A 22,641-nucleotide genomic window follows, 5' to 3' on the forward strand; every position below is an offset into this window, starting at 1 on the left:
CTGTATATAGTTAGGGTTCCTGTAGCCATTGTCTTTTATCAAAATTGTACATATTAAAACAGTCAAAAGTGTACATATCATCGTTGACATTTATAAGTAGGCGTTTTCTTCCATCTCCTACTGAATGTTAGTTGAACCAATCGGGCATTTAGGTGCCGTTTACTCCCACTTAGACCTTTTGTATTCACTCGAGATTTTGAATTGGGAGTGTTATGGCACCTTACATGCGGGATAAATAAGGAGGGGAATATCCCCTCGAAATTATTTCGATTCATTCCGATAGCCCGGGAAGCCGCCGTAGCCCGGGAAGCCGCCATAAGAAGGATATTGTCCCATTGGTCCATATCCGGTATACCCAGGGTATCCTTGAAAGCCGCCCATGCCTGCCGGTCCACCATAACCGCCAAATCCGCCAGGTCCCGGGAAGCCGCCATAACCAGGATATCCGCCCATAATAGGAGAGGGCCCGTAAAATTGCCGTTCTTTATTGTCCATTGTTTCACCTCCAGGTGATCATTTCGAATTAGTGTATGTATAAATAACCAAGCTGTGAAGGCGATTGTCCTTTTTATGTACCGAGATTTTTATGTTCAGTTTCTTTCATAATGGGTAAGGGTAAAATAAGAGAAGGTGGGGAAAGGTGTAAAGAGGATTATATTGACAAAAGGAGTCGTGAAAGATATAATAACTTTTGTTGCCCAGAGGTGATGATAATGAAGTGGACGGTAGCTGAATTACATAAATATCAACATGATGTAATGGAGCTTGATGAGACAATCAACGTGAATAAGGTCCTGCAAAAGGAAAATCCCGACATTAGGGATATATCACCGGTTCATGTAAAAGGAACAGCAGATATTGACGCTCGCAAGGTTACTTTTCATCTGGTCATTACCGGTACATTTATCTTGCCTTGTTCGAGAACATTGGCAGACGCCCGCTATCCTTTTCGTATTTCTTCGGCGGAAACTTTTTTGTTAAATCCCGCGCTTTACAATGATGAAGCGGAGATGGCTCATGTAGTCGAAGGCGGCGTCGTAGACTTAATGCCCGTAATTTATGAACTGCTTCTGCTGGAAGTACCGATGCAGGTTTTTTCTGAAGAGGCGCAAACAAATACGGAATTGCCTGCGGGAAAAGGATGGGAAGTTCTTACCGAGGAGCAGCTGGCTAAAGCCAGGGAACAAGAGAAGGAAAAGGTGGACCCTCGGCTGGCAGGGCTTGCCAAATTGCTTGAAAAAAACAAAGATACTCAAAAATAATACGATGACTGCACTGTAAGGAGGTGGGAAGAATGGCTGTACCTAAAAGAAGAACTTCTAAAACTGCAAAAAGACAACGCCGGACTCATTTTAAGTTGCGTGTACCAGGAATGGTTGAATGCCCAAATTGCGGTGAATTAAAGCTTGCCCACCGCGTTTGTAAAGAATGCGGAACTTATAAAGGTAAATCGGTAGTAAACGATTAATTTTTGCTGCATGAAAAAACGTGATGAGGAAAGCCTCTTCACGTTTTTTCTTTTTTTGGAAAGCTGAGTGATAATGGGGTAAATCATTTTTTTCAAAAACATTCGGTTTGTAAAAAACCCTATAAGTCAACTTCGGTTTGACGGATGTTCAAAGCATTATATCAAATGTGCCGCCCGAACATCGGTGAACTCGATATGACGCTTATGGAGAGCGGCTAGTGTTGCCCGGGCGATTAAGGGAGGAGCTCCGAAAGTGCTCATGTTCAGCATCTTGGCCGCTTAAGGCGATGTTTTTTCCGCTTGCTTCAGGGGAGATCCCAAGTTGATGTTGCCTAAACAACGATAGCGTTCAGAAATCAGGTCATCAAACTCGTTTCGTAAATAGCTTAAACGGCGGTTGAGTGGCTCTATATTTTTTCCGAACAACCAAGGCACTTGCTGACCTTCCAATGGAAGTTTATATGAACAAGGCCACGGCGTCCAAAAGCTTGGCACTAGACTGTTCGTTAGGCCGCTTCACTAATTTGCCTATAAAAAGTATTGTATTGCTTACTTACTTCGGACAAGCAAATTAACCGCCTCTTGAACGAGCTCTTCTGTCTTCTGTGTTCCTTCCGCTTCTGCTTGCTTTACGCATTCCACAAGGTTTTGGCTGACGATTACGCCGATCGAACGGTCAATGGCTGTTCTCGCTGCCGACATCTGTGTAATCACATCTTTGCAGTCTTTACCTTCTTCCATCATTCGTAAGATTCCGCGTAATTGTCCTTCTATTCTCTTTACTCTATTTTTTAACAGGTCATCATAATGCATGGTATATGCTCCTTTCAAAAGTACGATGTAAAGTTAATTCTACATTATATCCTATTGGAAAGGCGATAGGCCAAGCTTACAGTTTTGTCCTCTTTTCATTATAATAGATGAAAAGCACTAATGGAGGAAAACGATGGGGGATTTTATACAATATAAATCAGAAGAAGGCATTCTTTTTGGGAAGATTACAAGACCCGAAAAGCGAAATGCCGTAAATTATCAAGTCATGGATGGGTTTCAGGAGTTGCTTGATCGCGCCGAGATTGACCGTTCTGTTAAAGCTGTAGTTATTACCGGGGAAGGCTGTCGCGCTTTTTGTGCCGGAGGGGACATTGCCGAATTTCATGATCTGAAAACCGAAGAGGAAGCCATTTCCATGTTGTCGCGAATGGGAAAGTTGTTATACCGGCTTGCCACGCTTCCAAAACCGACGCTTGCTTCCCTAAATGGCACGGCAGTGGGCGGCGGATGTGAGATAGCGGCGGCCTGCGACTTTAGAATCGCACGCAGCGGGGCAAAACTAGGTTTTATTCAAGCGAATCTTGCCATTACAACTGGATGGGGAGGGGCAAGCTTGTTGTATGAGCGTTTGGCCCCTTCCACCGCTTTTGCATTATTGTCTGAAGCAAAATTACATACTGCGGAAGAAATGGAAGCTATCGGTTTTTTGCAGAAAGTATATGATTCACTAAAGGACCAAACAGCATTCGATTTTATGGAAATCATCTTGCAAAAAGATACAGGAGTAATAGAAGCTTATAAAAAGGCAATGATTGAGAAATTTCATGCTGTCCATTTAAAAGAACGCATGGAAAATGAAATAAAGCGATGTGCAGAACTTTGGGCGCTTGATGCCCATCATGATGCAGTTTCCGAATTTCTAAATTAATAAATATACCATTCCGCTATTCTATCTCTTCTATTACATGCATATGTATGTGTTAAAAAGCCGGGAGTGATGAATATGGCGACAGGACGCCAAGATGCATGGACGATGGAAGAAGATAGACTGCTTGCGGAGATTGTATTGGAACATATCCGGGCAGGAAGCACCCAATTAAAAGCTTTTGAAGAAGTGGGGGCGAAACTGTCGAGAACAGCAGCAGCATGTGGATTCCGGTGGAACTCCTATGTCAGAAAAAAATATAAAAATGAAATATCCGAAGCGAAAAAAGCAAGAAAAGCGTATCCGAAACAGGGGAGAAAAGGGAAAGAGCCAGATATACAGGATGAGCCAAAAGAAAAAGCAAAAACCTTTTCTACAAAAGACATTATTCAGTTTCTAATGGATATGGAAGAAGCACAGTCCAACATCCAATCTGAGTCAGAGATACAAGAAGCGTTAAAAAGGGAAAATGAAAGACTAAAACAGGAATTGGCAGAAACGAAACATCAATTGCAAACCATCAAAAACGATTATGCATCACTTTTGGGAATTCTGGAAAAGGCGAGGGAAGTAGCGGCAATTGACCGGGAGAAAAAAACGAGACAAAAAGCCGAAGCACAAACATAAAAAAAGAAGCTGTCCGAAAAGTAATATTGGAGCTTGAAAATCCAAAAATAAAACCCAAGAATGCTGTAAAATCAACATTCTTGGGTTTTAAGTTTTAGTGTCTTTACGCTAAGTTGGACTTTTTAGACAGCCCCTTCCGTTTCTCTAAAAGCTAGCTTCTGCTGGTTCTTTCCGGACAAATGACATGATACCGGCAATTAAATAGAGAAGAGCGGGTAAAAAGCCAAATCCTACTGAAACAACTCCGGTCAAAACTGCACCAACAATAAACATCCATCCGGCCAGTTTTGGGCTTTTATTTTTAGAGATGTTGACGACGGCAATGATACCAAAAATAAATCCAAGGATGGCCGCCGCAACCACGGCCCAGCCAAATGTGCTCATGAGCCCGAGTATTGCATCTGCATCATCGGGATTAGCACTAAACGTTGGGTCGTTGGCCATTTGTTCAGTTGTGGTATCTGAAGTAGCCGCCCATGCAAAAAAGCCTCCTATTAAGGAAAGTAAAGCATTTAATATGATGCCAATGACTCCCAGTACAACTTCACCTGTTCTTTTCATCAAGATTCCTCCTCTTTAAGTGTAACGGTGTCTGTATATAGTACGGAGAGGAAGGAAAATAGTTTCGATTTTTTTAAAACAAAAAAGGTTTTTCGAGGCCGCATCAGGCCGCCGAAACTGCTGAAATGGCGTTATGGCCGGTGTTCACCAGCCTTTTAGGCGTTATTCAATTCCTCTTTTTTGCTCCGAAACTCCCTCTGGGTACCAAACGAGAGGGTTTTCCCCTAAATCCCTTTCAACACTGTATGTAACCGGCTCAAAACCCATTTTCTCAAAAAAAGGCCGAGAATTCATTCGGGGATTTGTTTTTATGGGCATTTTAAAACTCTTAGCGTAGTTTACCAGTTTTGTTCCCAACCCTTTTTCCTGATAATCTGGGAGCACTTCCAATTTCCATAATTCTAAATAATCCTGTGGCGGGTCAAAATATTGGTCATACTTGGCATCTCGCTTGTAAAGGCTCATCCTTGCCACCAGTTTATCGCCATAATAAATTCCATAAAAAGGAGAGTCGATTTCATCTTCCACAAAGTTTGTTTGTAAGTCTTCAAGCATGGACAGTTCTTGGGCACCATATTCCTTAAAATGTTTGAAATCTTCCATCGTCTTATAATTAATTTTTAACTTTTGTACTTCCGTCGGCATATTTTCATCCCCTTATAAATCCTATTTGTTAGAAATTATCTATTTTAGTTTCATTATATAACAAACCCCAAAAAAATTCAGATATAATGGTAGGAAACGGTTACACCTTTTGGGGGAGGCCAAAGAGCATCGTACAATTAACGGTAATGGAGGAGTTGGATGTGGAGGAAATCAAAGCGGCCATGGCTGGAACAGTTTTTAAAATAATGGTAAAAGAGGGCCAGGATGTCTTGAAGGGCCAAACGGTTGTTGTGTTAGAGTCAATGAAGATGGAAATCCCGGTGGATAGTCCGAGTGCCGGAAATGTCGCTACATTAAAAGTGGCGGAAGGGGATTTTGTCAATGAAGAGGATGTTTTAATTGTATTGGAATGATACAAGTTTCCAAGGTGGCTTGTTGCACAATGCTGTATTATGGAATGTTCGGCATCGCTTTTCTTCCGCCTGATGTTCCGTCTCGTGATGCTCTTTCTTCCTTTGCAGGAAGGGGAGTTATGGTATTTTTGCTAAAATAGAAACTGAGGAATACTGGGAGCGGGTGAATGAAATATGAAAGTGGGCATTATTGGAGGAGGCTCCATTGGTTTGTTACTGGCGGCTTATCTAGGAAAATGTGTTGACATAACGGTTTACACCCGTACGGAAGAGCAAGCCGGAGAATTGGCTGAAAAAGGTATTCGATTGGTCACTCATAAGGAGGATTTCTTCACGAAGGTAAAGGCCCGCAAAGAATTTGGCGACTTGAATCGCCAGGATTTTATTTTTGTGGCGGTGAAGCAATATCATTTGGACGATCTTGTTCCGATTGTCCGTGAAATCGCCAGCGATATTCCGCTTTGCTTTTTGCAAAATGGCATGGGTCATCTTGAATGGCTGCCGAGTCTTCCGAACAAAACGATTTTCCTGGCTACGGTGGAGCATGGCGCCAAACGGGAAGATAGCAGAACGGTTGCCCATAATGGAATAGGTAAAATCAACATCGGATTATACCGTGGCGACAGCAGCAGCTTTCAAACATTATTCGGCTGCAAGCACCCAAATTTTCCGTTTCAGTTTCATCATGATTATGAAGGAATGTTGGTAGAAAAATTAATGGCTAATGCACTGATCAATCCATTGACAGTTATTTTTCAGGAAAAAAACGGTGCCCTTGTGGAAAACCCTTATTATTTTCAACTCTTCAGGCTGTTGTTTGAAGAGATTTATGAAATATTCCCGGATGATGATAAGGAAAAAACATTTCAAAAAGTTGTTAATATATGTCAAAATACGAAAGACAATACTTCATCCATGCTAAAGGATATTCAAGGGGGAAGAAAGACCGAAATTGAGGCTATATTGGGATACGCACTTCGTTCAGCCTCCCAAAAAGGCCTGAATCCTAAGACGTTACAGACGGTTTATCTCATGGTAAAAGGGATTGAACAGGAAAGGAGTTGAGGAGAGAAATTGACAGCAATTTTTTCATCTGCGGCAGGACTTTTTATTACAATCCCGTTTCTTTTTTACATACTGCTTTTTACGATTATAAAACAAATAACGAAAAATCACCGGTTGGCGTTGAACAGTGCGATTAATGCCACTACATTTGTTTTGATTATATCCGTTCATTTGATCATTTTGACGATTTGGGACCGCTCCTTTCTCGCGTTGATTATACTAGTCATGCTCGTGCTTGCCATTATGTTTACTTTTTATCATTGGAAGACGAAAGAAGAAATTCATTATCGAAAAGTGTTTATCGGCTTTTGGAGATTTAATTTTCTGGTATTCTCACTCCTTTATGTCAGTTTAATTCTTTTTGGCGTTATATCTCGCGCAAAGGAAGCGTTGACTGTATAAATCAAGCAGGAAAATGTCTTTTAACGATTTTGTTTGCTATACTCTTTGTGACTGAAACAGTAGGAGAAGGGGAGTACCTTATATGGAATTGCAAAGTACCGTTGTTCCTGCAACGAATCGGTTTGCCTCTTTATATATAGAAAATAGAGAGAACATCCAAGAATTTTTTCATTATGACATAACGAAGAATGGCATATTCAGGCAACGGTATCGGGATGTGCTCGAGCGTCATTTTGACAGGGCCAGTTTGGCTGCCTGTATTGAAAAATATATGAGCCGGTTTCCAAAGTCGGATGCAACGGGGCTGGCACTGGAAAAGCTCCGTGACCAACGGTCGGTAGTCGTGATCGGGGGCCAGCAAGCCGGCTTGTTGACAGGTCCTTTATACACGATCCATAAAATTATTTCCATTATAAAACTTGCTGAACAACAAGAAAAAGAACTGGGAATTCCCGTTGTACCCGTATTTTGGGCAGCCGGGGAGGATCATGATTATCAAGAGATCAACCATCTCTATGTAAGAGAAAAGCAAACGTTGAAAAAAATAACGTATCCCCAACAAATGACAAGCAAGAAAATGGCTTCCCACATCGAATTTGATAAAGGGGTCATGAAAAGTTGGATCCGCCAAGTATTTTCCATGATGGGTGAAAAACCCCACACAAATGAAATTCTCCCTTTTTTAGATGAAGCCGTTCATCATTCTGATACAGTAGTTGATTTCTTCACATATATCATTCTTTCGTTGTTTAAAGATTATGGACTGCTCGTCATTGATTCTGCAGACCCTTCACTTCGTGAACTTGAAAAGCCTTATTTTTCAAAGTTGATTGAGCGAAACCAAGCCATTACCGAAGCTGTTTTATCTCGTCAGACGATCATGGAACAAAAAGGCTTTGAGAAGGCGATTGATATGGACGAAAACGCGGCCAATCTGTTCATGAATACAGATGTCGGGCGGGAATTGCTTTTATATGACCCGGCTGATCAAGTATTTATCAGCAAGGGTGGAAGTATTGTGATGACGGAGGAGCAATTGCGGCAACATCTTCACGATCACCCTGAAAGCTTTAGCAATAATGTTGTAACGCGGCCGCTGATGCAGGAATGGTTGTTTCCCACTTTGGCCTTTATAGCCGGTCCTGGTGAAATCGCCTATTGGGGCGAGTTGCAAACAGCTTTTGAAACAGTCGGTATGGAAATGCCGCCGATTGTTCCCCGATTACATGTTACATTGCTGAACCGTGCCGTTGAAAAAGACTTGGAAGACCTTGAATTATCATTGGAAAAGGTGCTTCAGCACGGCTGCAAGGAAGAAAGGGAACAATTTTTAAAGCATATTCAAGATAAACAGTTGGCTGTCCTTGTGCAGCAAACAAAGGAGAGCCTCCAGGAGCACTATCAAAAAATCCGGACCCATATATATGAAGTTGACCGTGGACATACACGCCTTGCTGATACAAATCTGGCGTTCCACCTTCAACAGCTTGATTTTCTACAGAGGAAAGTAGAAGAAAGTGTCATAAAACGGCATGAAGCGATATTAAACAAGTATCTAAATGTGGAATTAATGCTCCGCCCGGCAGGACATCCGCAGGAAAGAGCTTGGAATATTTTTTACTTCCTAAACGAATACGGCCGTCATTTCATTCATTCTCTTGCAAACAAACCATACGAATTTGACGGGAAGCATAAAGTTGTAAGAATATAGTCGATAAAAAACCGAATCCGCTGCGGATTCGGTTTTTTTATCGAACAATCGGATGAATTTGCGATAAATTTTTTTGAAAAAATGGTGGAGGAAGGTGGGGGATTGTGGTACATTAATTATAGAAAGTGGGGGCACGGGTCATGTTCATGGGGGAATATCGCCACAACATTGATACAAAAGGCCGTTTGATCGTTCCTGCCAAATACCGGGAACATCTTGGAGAATCTTTTGTCATTACAAGGGGACTTGACCGATGTTTGTTTGGCTACCCATTTTCCGAGTGGAAGTCCATTGAAGAAAAATTAAAAGCTCTCCCCTTAACGAAAAAAGATGCCCGGGCTTTTACGAGGTTTTTTTTCTCTGGAGCAGTAGAGTGTGAACTTGATAAACAAGGAAGGGTCAATTTGCCTTCTTCCCTTCTCGACTATGCAAAGTTGGAAAAGGAATGTGTCATTTTGGGTGTGTCCAACCGTTTTGAGATTTGGAGCAAGGATATATGGGAAGACTATTTTTCAACTTCAGAAGAATCATTTGCGGAAATCGCTGAAAACATGATTGACTTTAACATATAACATGCTCCAAGGCCTCAAAGTGAATTGGATGGTGAAAGCTTTGTTTAATCATGAAACTGTATTATTGAAGGAGTCTGTGGACGGCCTGAATATTCGTCCTGATGGTATATATGTGGATTGTACACTTGGCGGAGCCGGGCATAGTTCATATATTTTATCCAAACTTACGAATGGCGGAAAATTGTTTGCGTTTGACCAAGATGAAACTGCTCTGCGGTATGCGCGAGAAAAGCTGAAAGGTTATGCGGAACAATTTACGGCCATTAAAAGCAATTTTAAATATCTCCAAGAGGAACTCCAACATCTTGGGATAAATCGTGTCGACGGTGTTTTGTATGATTTAGGTGTATCATCACCACAATTGGACACACCAGAGCGCGGCTTTAGTTATCATCATGACGCTCCTCTTGACATGAGAATGGATTTGGAAGGCGACTTAACAGCTTATGAAGTAGTCAATAACTGGACTTATGAAGAGCTGGTGAGGATTTTTTTCCGTTACGGGGAAGAAAAGTTTTCCAAACAAGTGGCGAGGAACATTGAAAAGACAAGGGAAAAAAGGCCGATAGAAACAACAGGCGAACTTGTAGAGATCATTAAACAAAGTATTCCGGCACCGGCAAGAAGAAAAGGCGGCCACCCGGCCAAGCGGATCTTTCAGGCGATTCGCATCGCGGTAAACGATGAGTTAAAGGCCTTCGAAAGTTCGCTGAAACAGGCTATTCAGTTGCTAAATCCAGGCGGAAGGATTTGTGTGATCACTTTCCATTCCCTGGAAGACAGAATTTGTAAACAACTGCTCAAGGAAGCCAGTTCCGTACCAGATCTTCCTCCCGGCCTGCCCGTTATTCCGGACGAGCTGAAGCCGGAAATGAAGTTGATAACGAGGAAGCCGATTGTTCCGACAGAAGAGGAACTTGCCGTAAATAACCGATCCAGATCTGCTAAATTAAGAATCGCAGAAAAACGATAAATATACATGAAAAGAATGGGGGAAAATCTGTGAGCAATCTTGCCCGAAAGCAACATGAAACAATTCACAAGTCTTTGGGGCCAAAAGAAGTTCCCGTTCAAAAGGTTCAACGCCTTGCCCGCATCAGCCCCGGGGAAAAAATTCTATTTATCATTTTTGTGTTGTTTGTTGCCTTTATGGCTGTTAAAATTGTCAGTGTGCAGTCTACTATTTATGAAGTGAACAAAGATATTCAGGATGTCCGCACTTCGGTCCAGGAACAAGCAAAAATAAATGCTGATTTATCCATGCAAGTGGATGATTTAAGTAAATACGACCGTATTTGGGAGAAAGCGAAGGAGCGCGGATTTGACTTGAATGAAAATAATGTCAAGGTTGTTGAAAAACGATGAATGTTCAAAAAAAAAATAGGAACATAGGAGCAGCGCTGTTGTTTTCATTATTCGGGCTGCTTTTTTTTGTCTTAGCGGTTAGGATCTTCACGATACAATACACGGGCGAGGTCGAGGGAAAAGCTCTGGCGGCAAAAGCGGCCCAAAAATATATGCGCACAGAAGTGCTGAAAGCAAGCCGGGGAACGATTTACGACAGGCAAGGAGAAGTCATTGCCGAAGATTCCGCCTCTTATACGCTTGTGGCTATTTTGAATAAAAAAGCAACCACAAATCCAAAACGCCCGAACCATGTGACCGATCCCGAAGGCACAGCGCGTGAATTGGCAAAGCATATTTCCCTGAGCGAAGAAGAAATATATAAGCTGCTTACAAAAAAAAACCGCTACCAAGTTGAGTTTGGACAGGCGGGACGTGACTTGCCGCATCATATTAAAAAGAAGATCGAAGCGTTAAAATTACCCGGTATCACCTTTATAAAAGATACGAAAAGGTTTTATCCCAACGGCATTTTTGCTTCTCACCTGATCGGTTATGCCCAAAAGGGAGAGGAGGATGAAAAGGGGGAGGACATTACCGGAAGTACCGGGATTGAAAAAAGCTATGATAAATTGCTGAAGGGAACGGATGGTTCACTGAAATATTCTGGGGATGTGTGGGATTACATATTGCCAAATTCCGAAAAACAAGTCGTGGAGCCGAAAGATGGCAACGATTTATATTTAACAATTGATAAAAAGATTCAAACGTTTTTAGAAGACGCCATGAATCAAGTAGAAAAGGAACACTCCCCAAGCCGGATGATGGCGATTGTCGCCGATCCGAAAACAGGAGCTATATTAGGGATGGGCCAGCGTCCCACCTTCCATCCGACAACAAGAGAAGGAATCGATAAAACGTGGCATAATGAGGTTGTTGAAGCGTCCTTTGAACCCGGATCGACCATGAAGGTTTTTTCTTTGGCAGCCGCGGTTGAAGAAGGTGTTTTTAATCCCAATGAACAATTTAAGTCGGGCGTGTATTATGTTGACAAAAAACAGCCGCCCATTAAAGATCATAACTATGGAAGAGGCTGGGGAACTATTCCCTATTTAGAAGGTGTTCAACGCTCTTCGAATGTTGCTTTTGCAAACCTGCTGGAAAAAATGGGGACAGATACGTGGAAACAATACATGGAGAAGTTCAAGTTTGGCGTAAAGACAGGGATTGAACTTCCGAATGAAGCTACCGGAAAAATTTTATACAACTATCCGGTCGAAAAGGTAACGAGCGTATTTGGCCAAGGGACAACTGTAACATCGCTGCAAATGGTCCAGGCCATGTCAGCCATTGCAAATGACGGAAAAATGATGAAACCTTACGTGGTTGAAAAAATCGTTGATCCTCAAAGCGGGGAAGAAAAGAAAACAAATCCCGAATCAAGTGGACAGCCAATCAGTGCCGAAAGTGCCAAAAAGGTCCGGGATTACCTGGAAACAGTAATTACCGAAAAAAAAGGGACCGGGCATCAATTTTATCAGCTGGAAGGTTATTCAGTAGCCGGAAAAACCGGGACATCACAAATACCTTCACCAACAGGCGGCTATTTGCAAGGAAGGGAAAACTATATATTTTCCTTTATCGGAATCGCCCCCAAGGAAGACCCGAAGCTTATCATGTACGTGATGGTGGAAAAACCGAAGCTGAAAGAAACGGAAAATGGTGCGCTCCCGGTATCAAAAATCTTTAAACCAGTCATGCAAAACAGCTTGAAATACTTGAATATCCAGCCGGAACAAAAAAGAAAGACAAAACTGTCCAAAGTTCCGGATTTAACGAAGATGAAAGCGGAAGAAGCAGTCAATTCCATGAAGGAAAGCGGCTTGCAACCCATCGTGCTGGGCAATGGGGATACAGTTGTAAGTCATTCGCCAAGTCAAGGTGAAAAAGTGTTGGAAGGCGAAAAAGTTGTTTTAAGGACAGATGGCGACCTCTTAATTCCAGATATGAGGAACTGGTCGAAACGCGATGTGCTGAAAGTGGCGCAAGTGGGCAAATTAAAAATAAATATAGTTGGAACCGGATTTGCCGTAAAACAAAACTTGAAGCCAGGAACAAAAGTGAGGGAAGGGGACAGCCTTGTCGTCAATTTTGAAACACAGCTTCAAATGATTGAAAAGAAGAAAGCGAATGAAACCGCCGATCAAGATGAACGTCCGTTAAACTGATCAGCTGAACCCCCGCAAGCAACTATGCCTGTTCTATGTAAAAAGGACAAGGCATATGTTGTAAGGAGCCGAATAATGAGGGGGTTCATTTTAGTGAAGCGGGTTTCTGCTGTAACCGTAAGGAAAAGACTATCTTTTTTTCTCTTTATAGGTATCATTGTATTTTTGATCATTGACATCAGGCTGGGATATGTTCAATTTGTGCTAGGGAATTCGTTAACAGACAAGGCCCGCGACTCGTGGAGCCGAAATATCCCGTTTGAGCCTGAAAGGGGACTGATTTTGGACCGAAACAATGTTCCCATAGCCGAAAATAAGAGTGCGCCGACGGTTTACATTGTTCCAAGGCAAATCGAGGACCCGGCCCGTTCGGCAGAAATGCTGGCCAATGTGCTGGATGTGCCGGTAGATAAAGTGTATAAGCGCATGACGGCCAATTCTTCCATAGAGCGTCTGCCGGAAGGAAGAAAAATTTCATATGAGAAGGCACGAGATGTGAGAGCCCTGAATATTAAAGGTGTGTATATCGCGGAGGATTCGAAACGCCACTATCCGTTCGGCCGCTACTTATCCCACGTGCTTGGCTTTACGGGAATTGATAATCAGGGATTGATGGGGCTGGAACTGTATTATGATGAAGAATTGCAGGGAAAAAAAGGATCGGTCCAGTTCTTTTCGGATGCGAAAGGAAGAAGGATGCCGGACATGTCGGATGACTTTGATCCTCCGGTTGACGGCTTTAATCTGCGGCTGACGATAGACACAAAAATACAGACGATCATGGAGCGGGAATTGGATAACGCTGAAGTACAGTATAAGCCGGATGGGATTGTGGCCCTTGCGATGGATCCGAACAACGGGGAAATTCTGGCCATGTCAAGCAGGCCCACTTTTAATCCTTCAGAATACCGCGACGTCCCGCAGGAAATATATAACCGAAATCTTCCGATTTGGAGTACGTATGAGCCGGGGTCAACGTTCAAAATTATTACACTTGCCGCTGCTTTGGAAGAAAAAAAAGTTGATTTGGAACACGGGCAGTTTTTTGATTCTGGTTCCGTCAAAGTAGGAGGAGCAAAATTAAGATGTTGGAAAAAAGGGGGGCATGGGAGCCAAACGTTTTTGGAAGTAGTTCAAAACTCGTGTAACCCCGGATTTGTGGAGCTTGGGGATCGGCTTGGGAAAGAAAAATTGTTTAAATATATAAGAGATTTCGGTTTTGGCGCAAAAACGGGCATCGATTTGGCTGGCGAAGGTACTGGCATACTCTTTCATATGGATCAAGTGGGACCAGTGGAACAGGCAACGACCGCTTTTGGGCAAGGAGTGTCAGTCACGCCCATACAGCAAGTAGCCGCTGTAGCTGCCGCAGTCAATGGAGGCACTCTTTATCAGCCTTATATAGCAAAAGAACTAGTCGATCCGGCAACAGATGAAGTCGTAATGAGAAAGAGCCCTGTCGCTAAACGGCGCGTTATTTCCGAAAACACTTCCAAGCAAGTCCGCCACGCTTTGGAAAGCGTTGTTGCCCAAGGTACAGGCAGAAATGCTTTTATAGAATCTTTTCGGGTTGGCGGAAAAACGGGAACCGCCCAAAAAGCAAAAGACGGACGTTATCTTGAAAACAACCATATTGTTTCGTTTATTGGATTTGCGCCGGCGGATGACCCGCAAATTGTCGTTTATCTCGCAGTGGATAACCCAAAGGGGACCATTCAATTTGGAGGTACTGTAGCCGCTCCGATCGTTGGAAAAATTATGGAAGATTCATTGCGTTCACTTGATGTGAAGCCCCGCAAAAAACAAATTGAAAAGAAGACAACATGGCTTGATCCCAAAATGGTTACCGTTCCTGATTTGAAAGGAATGACGAAAAAAGAGCTATTGCAGCAAATGCTGAATTTAAAGCTTGAGGTGAGCGGGGATGGAACGACTGTTATCCAGCAGGCGCCCGATCCCGGAGTCAAGGTGGAGGAAGGATCAGTGGTCAGAATATACATGAAGTAATCAGGTATGCAGAGATCTGCCCCGCTTCCTTCGGGGCAGATTTTGCTTGGCATGAGTAGATTTTATGGAAACTGTTTGCTGATGGTAAAATATGTAATCTAGATAAGAGGGTTTTTTCTATTGCGAAAAAATGAATCTGTGGATAATATAATGGATGGCAGATGTCACCAAGGAAAATAACATCATTTGTACTAAGGAATGCATGTTCCTGTATATTCATATAATAGTATATTATCATACGGTCTTATGGTAAAATGATGCCAATTAAAGAATGCGCAAGCTTTCATAAAAGGACGATAATGTTTCATAATAGAAAGGATCGGATCCATGAAGTTACATAGTCTATTAAAGGTATTGCCGTTAACAAAAGCTCCCCGGGAAAATCCCGATATCAACAGCATAACAAACGACACTCGAAAAATTGAACCAGGTGCGTTATTTATTTGTATAAAAGGCCATCAAACAGATGGACATCAATTTGCGAATGCGGCCGTGGCAAAGGGCGCTGTTGCCGTATTAGCGGAAAAGAAAGTGGCAGTGGAGGCGCCGGTAATCCTTGTCCCTGATACGAAACGGGCGATGGCAGTGTTGGCTGATGAGTTCTATGGCCACCCTACGCAGCGACTGAATTTAATCGGAATTACCGGTACAAATGGAAAAACGACAACGAGTATGATGATTGAAAACATTTTTAGAGATGCCGGCAAAAAAACAGGCTTGATTGGAACGCTTCATATAAAAATAGGGGATGAAAAATTAGAAACAAAAAATACCACCCCTGATAATATTGTACTCCAGCAAACATTTGCGCATATGGTTGAAGAAGGAGTCCATACAGTCGCCATGGAAGTATCTTCCCATGCCCTTATCCAAGGAAGGGTAAATGGCTGCGACTTTGATGTGGCTGTGTTTACAAACTTGTCCCAAGATCATTTGGACTACCACGAAACGATGGAGGAATACAAAAGGGCGAAAGGTCTTTTGTTCTCCCGTCTGGGCAATATTTACGACAGGAATAAGCCGAAGTTTGCCGTGATCAACGCCGATGATCCGGCGGGACCATATTTTGTAAAAGAGACGTCAGCCCATGTTGTCACCTATGGAATCGATCAGCCGGCCGAATTTTCGGCGGGAAATATACAAATGAGTGTCGACGGGGCCTCATTTACCCTTCATTCCCCTGAAGGCAAGCAAGAAGTAAAACTGAGATTAATGGGTAAATTCAGTGTGTATAACGCCTTGGCTGCCATTACGACTGCATATGTCGCGAATATTCCGCTCCAATCGGCAATTCATTCCCTTGAACAATTGGAGGGGATTCCCGGCCGCTTTGAAGCAGTGAACGCGGGACAGGATTTTACAGTGATCGTCGATTATGCTCATACGCCTGACAGTTTGGAGAATGTCCTGAAAACCATTCAGCAGTTTGCGAAAAAACGAATTTTTACCGTCGTTGGCTGTGGCGGGGACAGGGATCGGACGAAACGGCCCCTCATGGCGAAAGTAGCTTGCGTTTACTCGACAAATCCCATATTCACATCAGATAATCCGCGCACCGAAGACCCGTCGGCCATTTTGGCTGATATGGAGGCTGGGGTACAGGACCAACGCTACAAAGTGATTCCCGATCGCAAAGAAGCGATCCAGACAGCCATTAGGGAAGCCAAACAAGGGGACGTTGTGTTAATTGCCGGAAAAGGGCATGAAACGTATCAGATTATCGGCGAGAAAGTGATTGATTTTGATGATCGTCTTGTGGCCATGAAAGCAATTGAGGAGCTATAATGATGCTTGAATATAATGATGTTTTACGGATCCTTCCAGAGTTCCGGGGTGTGCAAGTCCCGATTTCTTTTAAAAAAATTACCTTTTCAAGTGAACATGATCAGGAAAAAGGGTTGTTTGTTTTTACCGCGGATGATGATGATCTTCAACAAGCCATTCATCAGGGGGCGGTTGCGGCGGTGTGGAAGAAGGATGTGGAGGTTCCATTTTACGCACCTAATCATTTCCCCATATTTTTTGCGGATGAACCAGCAGAAGCGGTTGTTCAGATAGTTGATCAATATAAGCATAAGATCAGTATTGGAAAAAAAAGAGGAAAAACAGAGTTGATTATGCCAAAAATAAACAATGAACGATATAGAGATATATTTACACAAATTTGTCACTTGCTTCAAAATAACAGCAACAGGGAGGGGGAACAGTGATGATGGAACGTGTCATTCTTTTTACGATCTTGATGTCTTTTTTAGTCACTGTTTTGTTATCCCCTCTTTTTATTCCTTTTTTAAGAAAGTTAAAGTTTGGGCAAAGCATTAGGGATGAAGGACCCAAATCCCATCATAAGAAAAAAGGTACGCCTACGATGGGCGGCATTATTATTTTGCTGTCAATCATCGTGACAACATTGACGATGACGGGAAAATATTCTCAGCCCGGTTTGGATACATATTTACTGCTGCTTGTTACATTTGGTTATGGTTTGCTCGGCTTTTTGGATGATTTTATCAAAATCGCCCTAAAGAGAAATCTTGGCTTAACATCGAAGCAAAAACTATTGGGCCAAATTGTCATTGCGCTTATTTTCTATTTCGTCTTAAAGCGATTTGGATTTGATACGGCAGTGGAGATTCCATTAACAAATTGGGAACTTGATTTAGGGCCTTTTTATGCCCTATTCCTTGTGTTTTGGCTTGTCGGCTTTTCGAACGCGGTTAACTTGACCGATGGGCTGGACGGTCTTCTGTCCGGAACGGCCGCCATTGCATTTGGCGCTTTCGCTATTCTTGCCTGGAGCCAATCTCAATACGACATTGCCGTATTTAGCGTAGCTGTTGTTGGCGCCCTGTTGGGCTTTCTCGTCTTCAACGCCCATCCGGCCAAAGTCTTTATGGGCGACACGGGATCGCTTGCGCTTGGGGGAGCTATTGCCGCGATTGCGATCATGACAAAAATGGAACTCATGCTTCTCCTCGTCGGAGGTATCTTTGTTATTGAAACACTTTCTGTTATTATTCAGGTAACCTCCTTTAAACTTACAGGAAAAAGAGTCTTTAAAATGAGTCCGCTCCATCATCATTATGAGTTGTCCGGCTGGTCCGAGTGGCGGGTCGTGGTAACATTTTGGGCAGTCGGCTTGCTTTTTGCCATCTTGGGAATTTACATAGAGGTGTGGGTATAAATTGAAAAACATTGAAATATATCGTCATAAAAAAATACTTGTGCTTGGCCTGGCAAAAAGCGGGGTTGCCGCTGCATCTCTTTTACACGAACTTGGCGCCTTTGTTACGGTCAATGATAAAAAGCCTTTTGAGGAGAATCCGGCGGCTCAAGGCTTGCTGGAAAAAGGAATAAAGGTGATTTGTGGAAGCCATCCTCCCGAACTCCTTGACGACGGGTTTGAACTGATCGTAAAAAACCCCGGGATTCCATACGGGAATCCTCTTGTCAGGAAGGCTGTGGATCATCATATTCCGATCATTACGGAAGTAGAACTTGCTTACCAAGTGTCAGAAGCGGATATTATTGGCATAACGGGGACAAATGGGAAAACGACCACGACTACACTGATCTTTGAAATGTTAGAAGCAGCGGATAAAAATCCATTGATAGCAGGAAATATTGGTACGGTGGCTTCTGAAGTAGCCAGGGAAGCATCTTCCGACAATACGATCGTCATGGAGCTTTCCTCCTTCCAATTAATGGGAGTCCGCACATTCAAACCCCGAATTGCCATCATAACAAACATATATGAAGCCCACCTTGATTACCATGGAACGATGGATGAATACAGTCAGGCGAAAGTGAATATTACACTGAACCAATCGGAAGGCGACCATTTGATCGTCAATGGGGATCAGGAGCATTTATTGGAACTCGTAAAAGATTCAAAGGCCCAGAAAATCTTCTTTTCTACCAAACAGCCGCTTGCAGAGGGCATATCCATACAAAATCGCAAGATTGTATGGTTTGATGAGGAAATTATTTCACTTGATGAAATCATTTTGCCGGGAAAACATAATCTGGAAAATATTCTTTCGGCGATTGCGGCAGTCAAGCTGATGGGTGTTGAAAATGAAGCGATAGTCCGTGTTCTTGGCAGCTTTAAAGGGGTGGAGCATAGGACACAGCTCGTCACGGAAATGAACGGCCGCACCTTTTATAACGATTCAAAGGCAACCAATATATTGGCGACAAAAAGTGCATTGGAAGCTTTTCAAAGCCCCGTTATTTTGCTGGCGGGCGGACTGGACAGAGGTAACGATTTTGATGAACTTGTCCCATATTTAAAGGGAGTGAAGGCTTTAGTCGTATTTGGACAATCAGCGGATAAATTGGCCAAAGCGGGAAAAGAGGCGGGAATACGATCCATACATCATGTCGATAATGTGGAGGAAGCTGTTCCGGTTTCGTACAGCTTGTCTGAGCCGGGAGATATTATCTTATTGTCGCCCGCGTGTGCGAGCTGGGATCAATACAAGACTTTTGAGGTTCGTGGTCATATTTTCACAGAGGCCGTGCATAAACTGAAAGAGAGCCTATAATGAGGACATGCCGCGAATAAGGAATCTTCGCATCCCAAACTGAAGGAGCAGGCTCAATAAAAAGGAGACAGAGGTGCTGTTTCGTTGCCTTTTAAAAAATCCACTCCTGATTTTATTTTAATTATAGTTACCTGTACATTGCTGGCTTTCGGTTTAATTATGGTATACAGTGCCAGTGCGGTTTGGGCAAATTATAAATTTAACGACTCTTTTTTCTTCGCCAAAAGACAGTTGTTATTTGCCGGGCTTGGTTTTGCAGCGATGTTTTTCATGATGAAGATTGATTATTGGTCATGGCGGAAATGGGCCAAGCCGCTTTTGCTCATCTGCTTTCTTTTACTGTTGATTGTTTTAATCCCCGGCATCGGCATGGAGAGAAACGGTTCCCGAAGCTGGATCGGGGTCGGGGCTTTTTCCATTCAGCCGTCTGAATTTATCAAGCTTGCCCTTATCGCTTTTTTAGCTAAGTTTCTTTCAGAAAACCAAAGGTATATTACAACGGTTAAAAAAGGTCTTTTGCCTTCTTTGTCTCTTGTCTTCTTTGCGTTTGGACTCATTATGCTTCAGCCTGACCTCGGAACGGGAACGGTCATGGCAGGAACGTGTGTCGTCATGTTATTCATCGCGGGTGCGAGAATTTCTCATTTTGTTTTTCTAGGTTTGGTGGGACTTGCCGGCTTTGTCGCCCTCATTGTATCCGCTCCATATAGAATGGCCCGAATTACTTCATTTTTGGACCCGTGGCAAGACCCGTTGAACAGCGGATTTCAAATCATCCAGTCGCTATATGCGATCGGCCCGGGCGGATTGTTCGGATTGGGGCTGGGCCAAAGCAGGCAAAAATTTTTTTATCTGCCTGAGCCGCAAACAGATTTTATTTTTGCTATTTTATCGGAAGAACTTGGTTTTATCGGGGGAAGCTTTGTCATTTTGTTATTCGCTTTGTTGTTATGGCGGGGAATTAAAATAGCGCTTGGCGCCCCTGATTTATATGGCAGTTTTCTCGCCGTGGGCATCATTTCGATGATTGCCATACAAGTAATGATCAATATTGGGGTTGTAACGGGCCTTATGCCAGTAACAGGCATCACCTTGCCTTTTCTGAGTTATGGCGGATCTTCACTCACGATTATGCTGATGGCCGTTGGCGTATTGCTCAATATTAGCCGTTATGCACGTATTTGAGAGAAACTCCAAATAATGGGTTTCTTTTTTTATTACGGTTGTTCTCCAAATGTTTCTTCATTTTACAAATAGACAACAATCGTTATGTTTCACATTTTTCTTGTGTAAAATATAGTAAAATAAGATAATTGAAGAGTTAAATGAATATGATGATCTCACTGACTTGAGGTGACACGATGAAAATTGTTGTCAGCGGAGGGGGAACAGGCGGCCATGTGTATCCGGCGCTTGCCCTGATCCGAACAATTAAAGAAAAGCATCCTGATACGCAGTTTTTGTATATCGGCACAGAAAAAGGGCTTGAAGCCAATATTGTGCAAAGAGAAAACATACCTTTTAAAAAAATACATATAACCGGTTTTAAACGCTCGTTGTCCTTGGAAAATATAAAAACAATTATGCGCTTTTTTAAAGGCGTAAGGGAATGTAAAAAAATGCTAAAGGCCTTCCAGCCTGATGTTGTCATCGGTACGGGAGGCTATGTTTCCGCTCCTGTTGTATATGCGGCAGCAAAATTAAAAATTCCTGCTGTCATTCACGAGCAAAATAGTGTGCCGGGATTAACGAACAAGTTTTTAAGCCGTTATGTACAAAAGGTTGCCATTTGTTTTGAATCTTCAAGGCAGTTTTTTCCGGGACAGAAAGTGGTTCTTACGGGGAACCCCCGGGCATCTGAAGTAATTGGCAAAAAAGGAAGTGGAAGGCTGAATCAATTTGGTCTAAAGGAACATATACCGACAGCTTTAATTTTTGGCGGAAGCAGAGGCGCAAGGCCGATTAATGAAGCGGTGATCAAATCGCTGGCGCAGTTTGCCAATAAACCTTATCAAGTATTGTACATAACCGGTGAGACTCATTATGGAGATGTGGAAGAAGAAGTTGCTTTAATCGGCCGCTCTCCAAATGTGGCGATCGTACCGTTTATTCATAATATGGAAGAGGTGTTGGCCGATGTAGCCGTTGTCGTCGGCCGGGCGGGGGCAACATCCCTTGCCGAAATTACCGCACTCGGACTTCCCGCCATATTAATCCCAAGTCCATATGTTACGAATAACCATCAGGAAAAAAATGCATCGGTTTTAACTTCGGCCGGGGCAGCGATTATGCTTCCTGAAAAAGAGTTAACAAGCCAACGGCTTGTTGCAGCCATAGATGAGATTTTACTAGATCACGAAATATTAGATTCAATGTCTGAAGCATCGAAAAACCTTGGTATGCCGGATGCGACCAAGCGCTTATATAATGTGCTTTTAAGTGTTGTCAATAAACGCCGCTAACTTGTGAGGGGGTTAATGCAATGGATTTTTTAGAAGAACTTCATGCCAACCAAGTTGGAAAGATAAAGGAATATGAGCCTCTTGCCAATCATACGACGATTAAGGTGGGAGGACCCGCAGATATATTTGTCGAACCAGATTCAATTGATCTTTTGCTAAAAACGATGGAAATTGTGCAAAAACATCATATGCCTTGGAGAGTCATAGGACGCGGGTCCAATCTGCTCGTATCTGATGAGGGAATAGAAGGGGTCGTTATCAAGCTCGGAAAAGGGCTGGACCATCTTGAGGTAAATGGGACAGAAGTAAGGGTCGGTGCTGGCTATTCATTTATCGTTTTGGCCAATGCCATGGCCAGGAGAGGTTTAAGCGGGCTGGAATTTGCCGGAGGAATTCCGGGTTCCGTCGGGGGAGCCGTCTATATGAATGCCGGAGCACACGGATCTGACGTCTCAAAGATTTTACGGAAGGCGCACATCCTTTTTCCGGACGGGACGGTAGAATGGCTTTCCAATGAAGAAATGGAATATTCATACAGGACATCCGTTTTACAGAAAAAACGCCCGGGCATCGTGTTGGAAGCTGTTTTTGAGTTGCGTGAGGGCGATCGGGAACTGATAACTGTTGAAATGAAGAAGCATAAACATTATCGTCGTGAAACACAACCGGTAAAACCATGCTGTGGCAGTGTATTTCGCAATCCTTTACCTCATCATGCCGGCAAGTTGATTCAGGACGCAAACTTGAAAGGGTTCCAGATCGGAGGTGCCCAAATCTCCGAACTTCACGGCAACTTCATTATCAATACGGGAAATGCCAAGGCCGAAGACGTCATCAAGCTAATCGATCATATTAAAAAAACAATTTTTGAAAGCACGGGAATTCACTTGCATACAGAGGTTGAAATCGTGCAAAGGGAAATAGATTAA

24 protein-coding genes are annotated in these 22,641 nt (G+C 43.0%); 20 read left to right on the top strand and 4 right to left on the bottom strand.

Features of this window, described 5'->3' with window-relative positions; all coding sequences use genetic code 11:
- Window positions 1-261: 261 nt before the first annotated feature.
- A complete protein-coding gene (locus tag JOC94_RS12060; RefSeq protein WP_205179415.1) occupies window positions 262-495 on the bottom strand; it encodes a spore coat protein in 234 nt (77 codons plus the stop codon).
- A gap of 218 nt (window positions 496-713) precedes the next feature.
- Between JOC94_RS12060 and JOC94_RS12065 the strand changes: the two genes are divergently transcribed.
- Window positions 714-1,262 (top strand): YceD family protein, encoded by a 549-nt coding sequence (locus JOC94_RS12065; RefSeq protein WP_077111829.1) that lies wholly within the window; start codon window positions 714-716, stop codon window positions 1,260-1,262.
- A 32-nt stretch (window positions 1,263-1,294) separates the two neighbouring features.
- A complete protein-coding gene (gene rpmF / locus JOC94_RS12070; protein WP_077111828.1) occupies window positions 1,295-1,468 on the top strand; it encodes a 50S ribosomal protein L32 in 174 nt (57 codons plus the stop codon).
- 549 nt (window positions 1,469-2,017) lie between these two features.
- Here rpmF and JOC94_RS12075 read toward each other — a convergent pair.
- Complete coding sequence (locus JOC94_RS12075; RefSeq protein WP_077111827.1) at window positions 2,018-2,281, bottom strand: metal-sensitive transcriptional regulator; 264 nt, start codon at window positions 2,279-2,281, stop codon at window positions 2,018-2,020.
- A gap of 133 nt (window positions 2,282-2,414) precedes the next feature.
- Between JOC94_RS12075 and JOC94_RS12080 the strand changes: the two genes are divergently transcribed.
- Both JOC94_RS12080 and JOC94_RS12085 read left to right on the top strand, forming a co-directional pair.
- Window positions 2,415-3,170 carry an enoyl-CoA hydratase/isomerase family protein gene (locus tag JOC94_RS12080; RefSeq protein ID WP_077111826.1) on the top strand — a complete coding sequence of 252 codons (756 nt, stop codon included), beginning with the start codon at window positions 2,415-2,417 and terminating at the stop codon, window positions 3,168-3,170.
- A gap of 75 nt (window positions 3,171-3,245) precedes the next feature.
- The gene (locus tag JOC94_RS12085) at window positions 3,246-3,794 is read left to right on the top strand and encodes an RsfA family transcriptional regulator (protein ID WP_077111825.1); all 549 of its coding nucleotides are present in this window, start codon (window positions 3,246-3,248) and stop codon (window positions 3,792-3,794) included.
- 144 nt (window positions 3,795-3,938) lie between these two features.
- Here the strand turns inward: JOC94_RS12085 and JOC94_RS12090 are convergent, their stop codons facing one another.
- Window positions 3,939-4,355, bottom strand: a complete 417-nt coding sequence (locus JOC94_RS12090) for a DUF4064 domain-containing protein (protein ID WP_077111824.1) — start codon at window positions 4,353-4,355, stop codon at window positions 3,939-3,941.
- 162 nt (window positions 4,356-4,517) lie between these two features.
- Complete coding sequence (locus JOC94_RS12095) at window positions 4,518-5,000, bottom strand: N-acetyltransferase (protein WP_077111823.1); 483 nt, start codon at window positions 4,998-5,000, stop codon at window positions 4,518-4,520.
- A 161-nt stretch (window positions 5,001-5,161) separates the two neighbouring features.
- Between JOC94_RS12095 and JOC94_RS12100 the strand changes: the two genes are divergently transcribed.
- From JOC94_RS12100 to murB, 16 genes are all read left to right on the top strand, one after another.
- A complete protein-coding gene (locus JOC94_RS12100) occupies window positions 5,162-5,374 on the top strand; it encodes an acetyl-CoA carboxylase biotin carboxyl carrier protein subunit (RefSeq protein ID WP_077111840.1) in 213 nt (70 codons plus the stop codon).
- 174 nt (window positions 5,375-5,548) lie between these two features.
- Entirely contained in the window at window positions 5,549-6,439 is an 891-nt protein-coding gene (locus tag JOC94_RS12105) for a 2-dehydropantoate 2-reductase (protein WP_077111822.1), read from the top strand.
- Between the two features lie 9 nt (window positions 6,440-6,448).
- On the top strand, window positions 6,449-6,841 hold the full coding sequence (locus JOC94_RS12110) for a DUF3397 domain-containing protein (RefSeq protein WP_077111821.1): 393 nt from the start codon (window positions 6,449-6,451) through the stop codon (window positions 6,839-6,841).
- A gap of 82 nt (window positions 6,842-6,923) precedes the next feature.
- Window positions 6,924-8,552, top strand: a complete 1,629-nt coding sequence (gene bshC / locus JOC94_RS12115; protein ID WP_077111820.1) for a bacillithiol biosynthesis cysteine-adding enzyme BshC — start codon at window positions 6,924-6,926, stop codon at window positions 8,550-8,552.
- Window positions 8,553-8,692: 140 nt separating this feature from the next.
- Complete coding sequence (mraZ, locus tag JOC94_RS12120) at window positions 8,693-9,124, top strand: division/cell wall cluster transcriptional repressor MraZ (protein WP_077111819.1); 432 nt, start codon at window positions 8,693-8,695, stop codon at window positions 9,122-9,124.
- 40 nt (window positions 9,125-9,164) lie between these two features.
- Window positions 9,165-10,097: a 16S rRNA (cytosine(1402)-N(4))-methyltransferase RsmH gene (gene rsmH, locus JOC94_RS12125; RefSeq protein WP_077111839.1), complete on the top strand. Its 933-nt coding sequence runs from the start codon at window positions 9,165-9,167 to the stop codon at window positions 10,095-10,097.
- Between the two features lie 29 nt (window positions 10,098-10,126).
- Window positions 10,127-10,489, top strand: coding sequence for a cell division protein FtsL (ftsL, locus tag JOC94_RS12130; RefSeq protein ID WP_205179420.1), 363 nt, complete (start codon window positions 10,127-10,129; stop codon window positions 10,487-10,489).
- A gap of 38 nt (window positions 10,490-10,527) precedes the next feature.
- A complete protein-coding gene (locus JOC94_RS12135; RefSeq protein ID WP_328799802.1) occupies window positions 10,528-12,696 on the top strand; it encodes a penicillin-binding protein in 2,169 nt (722 codons plus the stop codon).
- Window positions 12,697-12,771: 75 nt separating this feature from the next.
- Window positions 12,772-14,703, top strand: coding sequence for a stage V sporulation protein D (locus JOC94_RS12140; RefSeq protein WP_205179422.1), 1,932 nt, complete (start codon window positions 12,772-12,774; stop codon window positions 14,701-14,703).
- Between the two features lie 327 nt (window positions 14,704-15,030).
- Window positions 15,031-16,488 carry a UDP-N-acetylmuramoyl-L-alanyl-D-glutamate--2,6-diaminopimelate ligase gene (locus JOC94_RS12145; protein WP_205179423.1) on the top strand — a complete coding sequence of 486 codons (1,458 nt, stop codon included), beginning with the start codon at window positions 15,031-15,033 and terminating at the stop codon, window positions 16,486-16,488.
- Entirely contained in the window at window positions 16,488-16,913 is a 426-nt protein-coding gene (locus tag JOC94_RS12150) for a hypothetical protein (protein ID WP_205179425.1), read from the top strand. Before JOC94_RS12145 ends, JOC94_RS12150 begins: the two co-directional genes overlap by 1 nt.
- Window positions 16,913-17,887: a phospho-N-acetylmuramoyl-pentapeptide-transferase gene (mraY, locus tag JOC94_RS12155; protein WP_205179426.1), complete on the top strand. Its 975-nt coding sequence runs from the start codon at window positions 16,913-16,915 to the stop codon at window positions 17,885-17,887. Before JOC94_RS12150 ends, mraY begins: the two co-directional genes overlap by 1 nt.
- Before the next feature lies 1 nt (window position 17,888).
- Window positions 17,889-19,250, top strand: a complete 1,362-nt coding sequence (gene murD, locus JOC94_RS12160; protein ID WP_077111812.1) for a UDP-N-acetylmuramoyl-L-alanine--D-glutamate ligase — start codon at window positions 17,889-17,891, stop codon at window positions 19,248-19,250.
- Between the two features lie 84 nt (window positions 19,251-19,334).
- Complete coding sequence (gene spoVE, locus JOC94_RS12165) at window positions 19,335-20,435, top strand: stage V sporulation protein E (RefSeq protein ID WP_077111811.1); 1,101 nt, start codon at window positions 19,335-19,337, stop codon at window positions 20,433-20,435.
- Between the two features lie 176 nt (window positions 20,436-20,611).
- Complete coding sequence (gene murG, locus JOC94_RS12170; RefSeq protein ID WP_077111810.1) at window positions 20,612-21,712, top strand: undecaprenyldiphospho-muramoylpentapeptide beta-N-acetylglucosaminyltransferase; 1,101 nt, start codon at window positions 20,612-20,614, stop codon at window positions 21,710-21,712.
- Between the two features lie 20 nt (window positions 21,713-21,732).
- Complete coding sequence (gene murB, locus JOC94_RS12175) at window positions 21,733-22,641, top strand: UDP-N-acetylmuramate dehydrogenase (protein WP_077111809.1); 909 nt, start codon at window positions 21,733-21,735, stop codon at window positions 22,639-22,641.

The organism is Siminovitchia thermophila (assembly GCF_016909185.1).
Taxonomy (GTDB): domain Bacteria; phylum Bacillota; class Bacilli; order Bacillales; family Bacillaceae_C; genus Siminovitchia; species Siminovitchia thermophila.

Bases quoted from the DNA above. Each gene is read 5' to 3' on its own strand.
- JOC94_RS12060 (WP_205179415.1), bottom strand. From the start codon at position 495: ATGGACAATAAAGAACGGCAATTTTACGGGCCCTCTCCTATTATGGGC.
- JOC94_RS12065 (WP_077111829.1), top strand. From the start codon at position 714: ATGAAGTGGACGGTAGCTGAATTACATAAATATCAACATGATGTAATG.
- rpmF (WP_077111828.1), top strand. From the start codon at position 1,295: ATGGCTGTACCTAAAAGAAGAACTTCTAAAACTGCAAAAAGACAACGC.
- JOC94_RS12075 (WP_077111827.1), bottom strand. From the start codon at position 2,281: ATGCATTATGATGACCTGTTAAAAAATAGAGTAAAGAGAATAGAAGGA.
- JOC94_RS12080 (WP_077111826.1), top strand. From the start codon at position 2,415: ATGGGGGATTTTATACAATATAAATCAGAAGAAGGCATTCTTTTTGGG.
- JOC94_RS12085 (WP_077111825.1), top strand. From the start codon at position 3,246: ATGGCGACAGGACGCCAAGATGCATGGACGATGGAAGAAGATAGACTG.
- JOC94_RS12090 (WP_077111824.1), bottom strand. From the start codon at position 4,355: ATGAAAAGAACAGGTGAAGTTGTACTGGGAGTCATTGGCATCATATTA.
- JOC94_RS12095 (WP_077111823.1), bottom strand. From the start codon at position 5,000: ATGCCGACGGAAGTACAAAAGTTAAAAATTAATTATAAGACGATGGAA.
- JOC94_RS12105 (WP_077111822.1), top strand. From the start codon at position 5,549: ATGAAAGTGGGCATTATTGGAGGAGGCTCCATTGGTTTGTTACTGGCG.
- bshC (WP_077111820.1), top strand. From the start codon at position 6,924: ATGGAATTGCAAAGTACCGTTGTTCCTGCAACGAATCGGTTTGCCTCT.
- mraZ (WP_077111819.1), top strand. From the start codon at position 8,693: ATGTTCATGGGGGAATATCGCCACAACATTGATACAAAAGGCCGTTTG.
- JOC94_RS12140 (WP_205179422.1), top strand. From the start codon at position 12,772: ATGAGGGGGTTCATTTTAGTGAAGCGGGTTTCTGCTGTAACCGTAAGG.
- JOC94_RS12145 (WP_205179423.1), top strand. From the start codon at position 15,031: ATGAAGTTACATAGTCTATTAAAGGTATTGCCGTTAACAAAAGCTCCC.
- JOC94_RS12150 (WP_205179425.1), top strand. From the start codon at position 16,488: ATGATGCTTGAATATAATGATGTTTTACGGATCCTTCCAGAGTTCCGG.
- mraY (WP_205179426.1), top strand. From the start codon at position 16,913: ATGATGGAACGTGTCATTCTTTTTACGATCTTGATGTCTTTTTTAGTC.
- murG (WP_077111810.1), top strand. From the start codon at position 20,612: ATGAAAATTGTTGTCAGCGGAGGGGGAACAGGCGGCCATGTGTATCCG.
- murB (WP_077111809.1), top strand. From the start codon at position 21,733: ATGGATTTTTTAGAAGAACTTCATGCCAACCAAGTTGGAAAGATAAAG.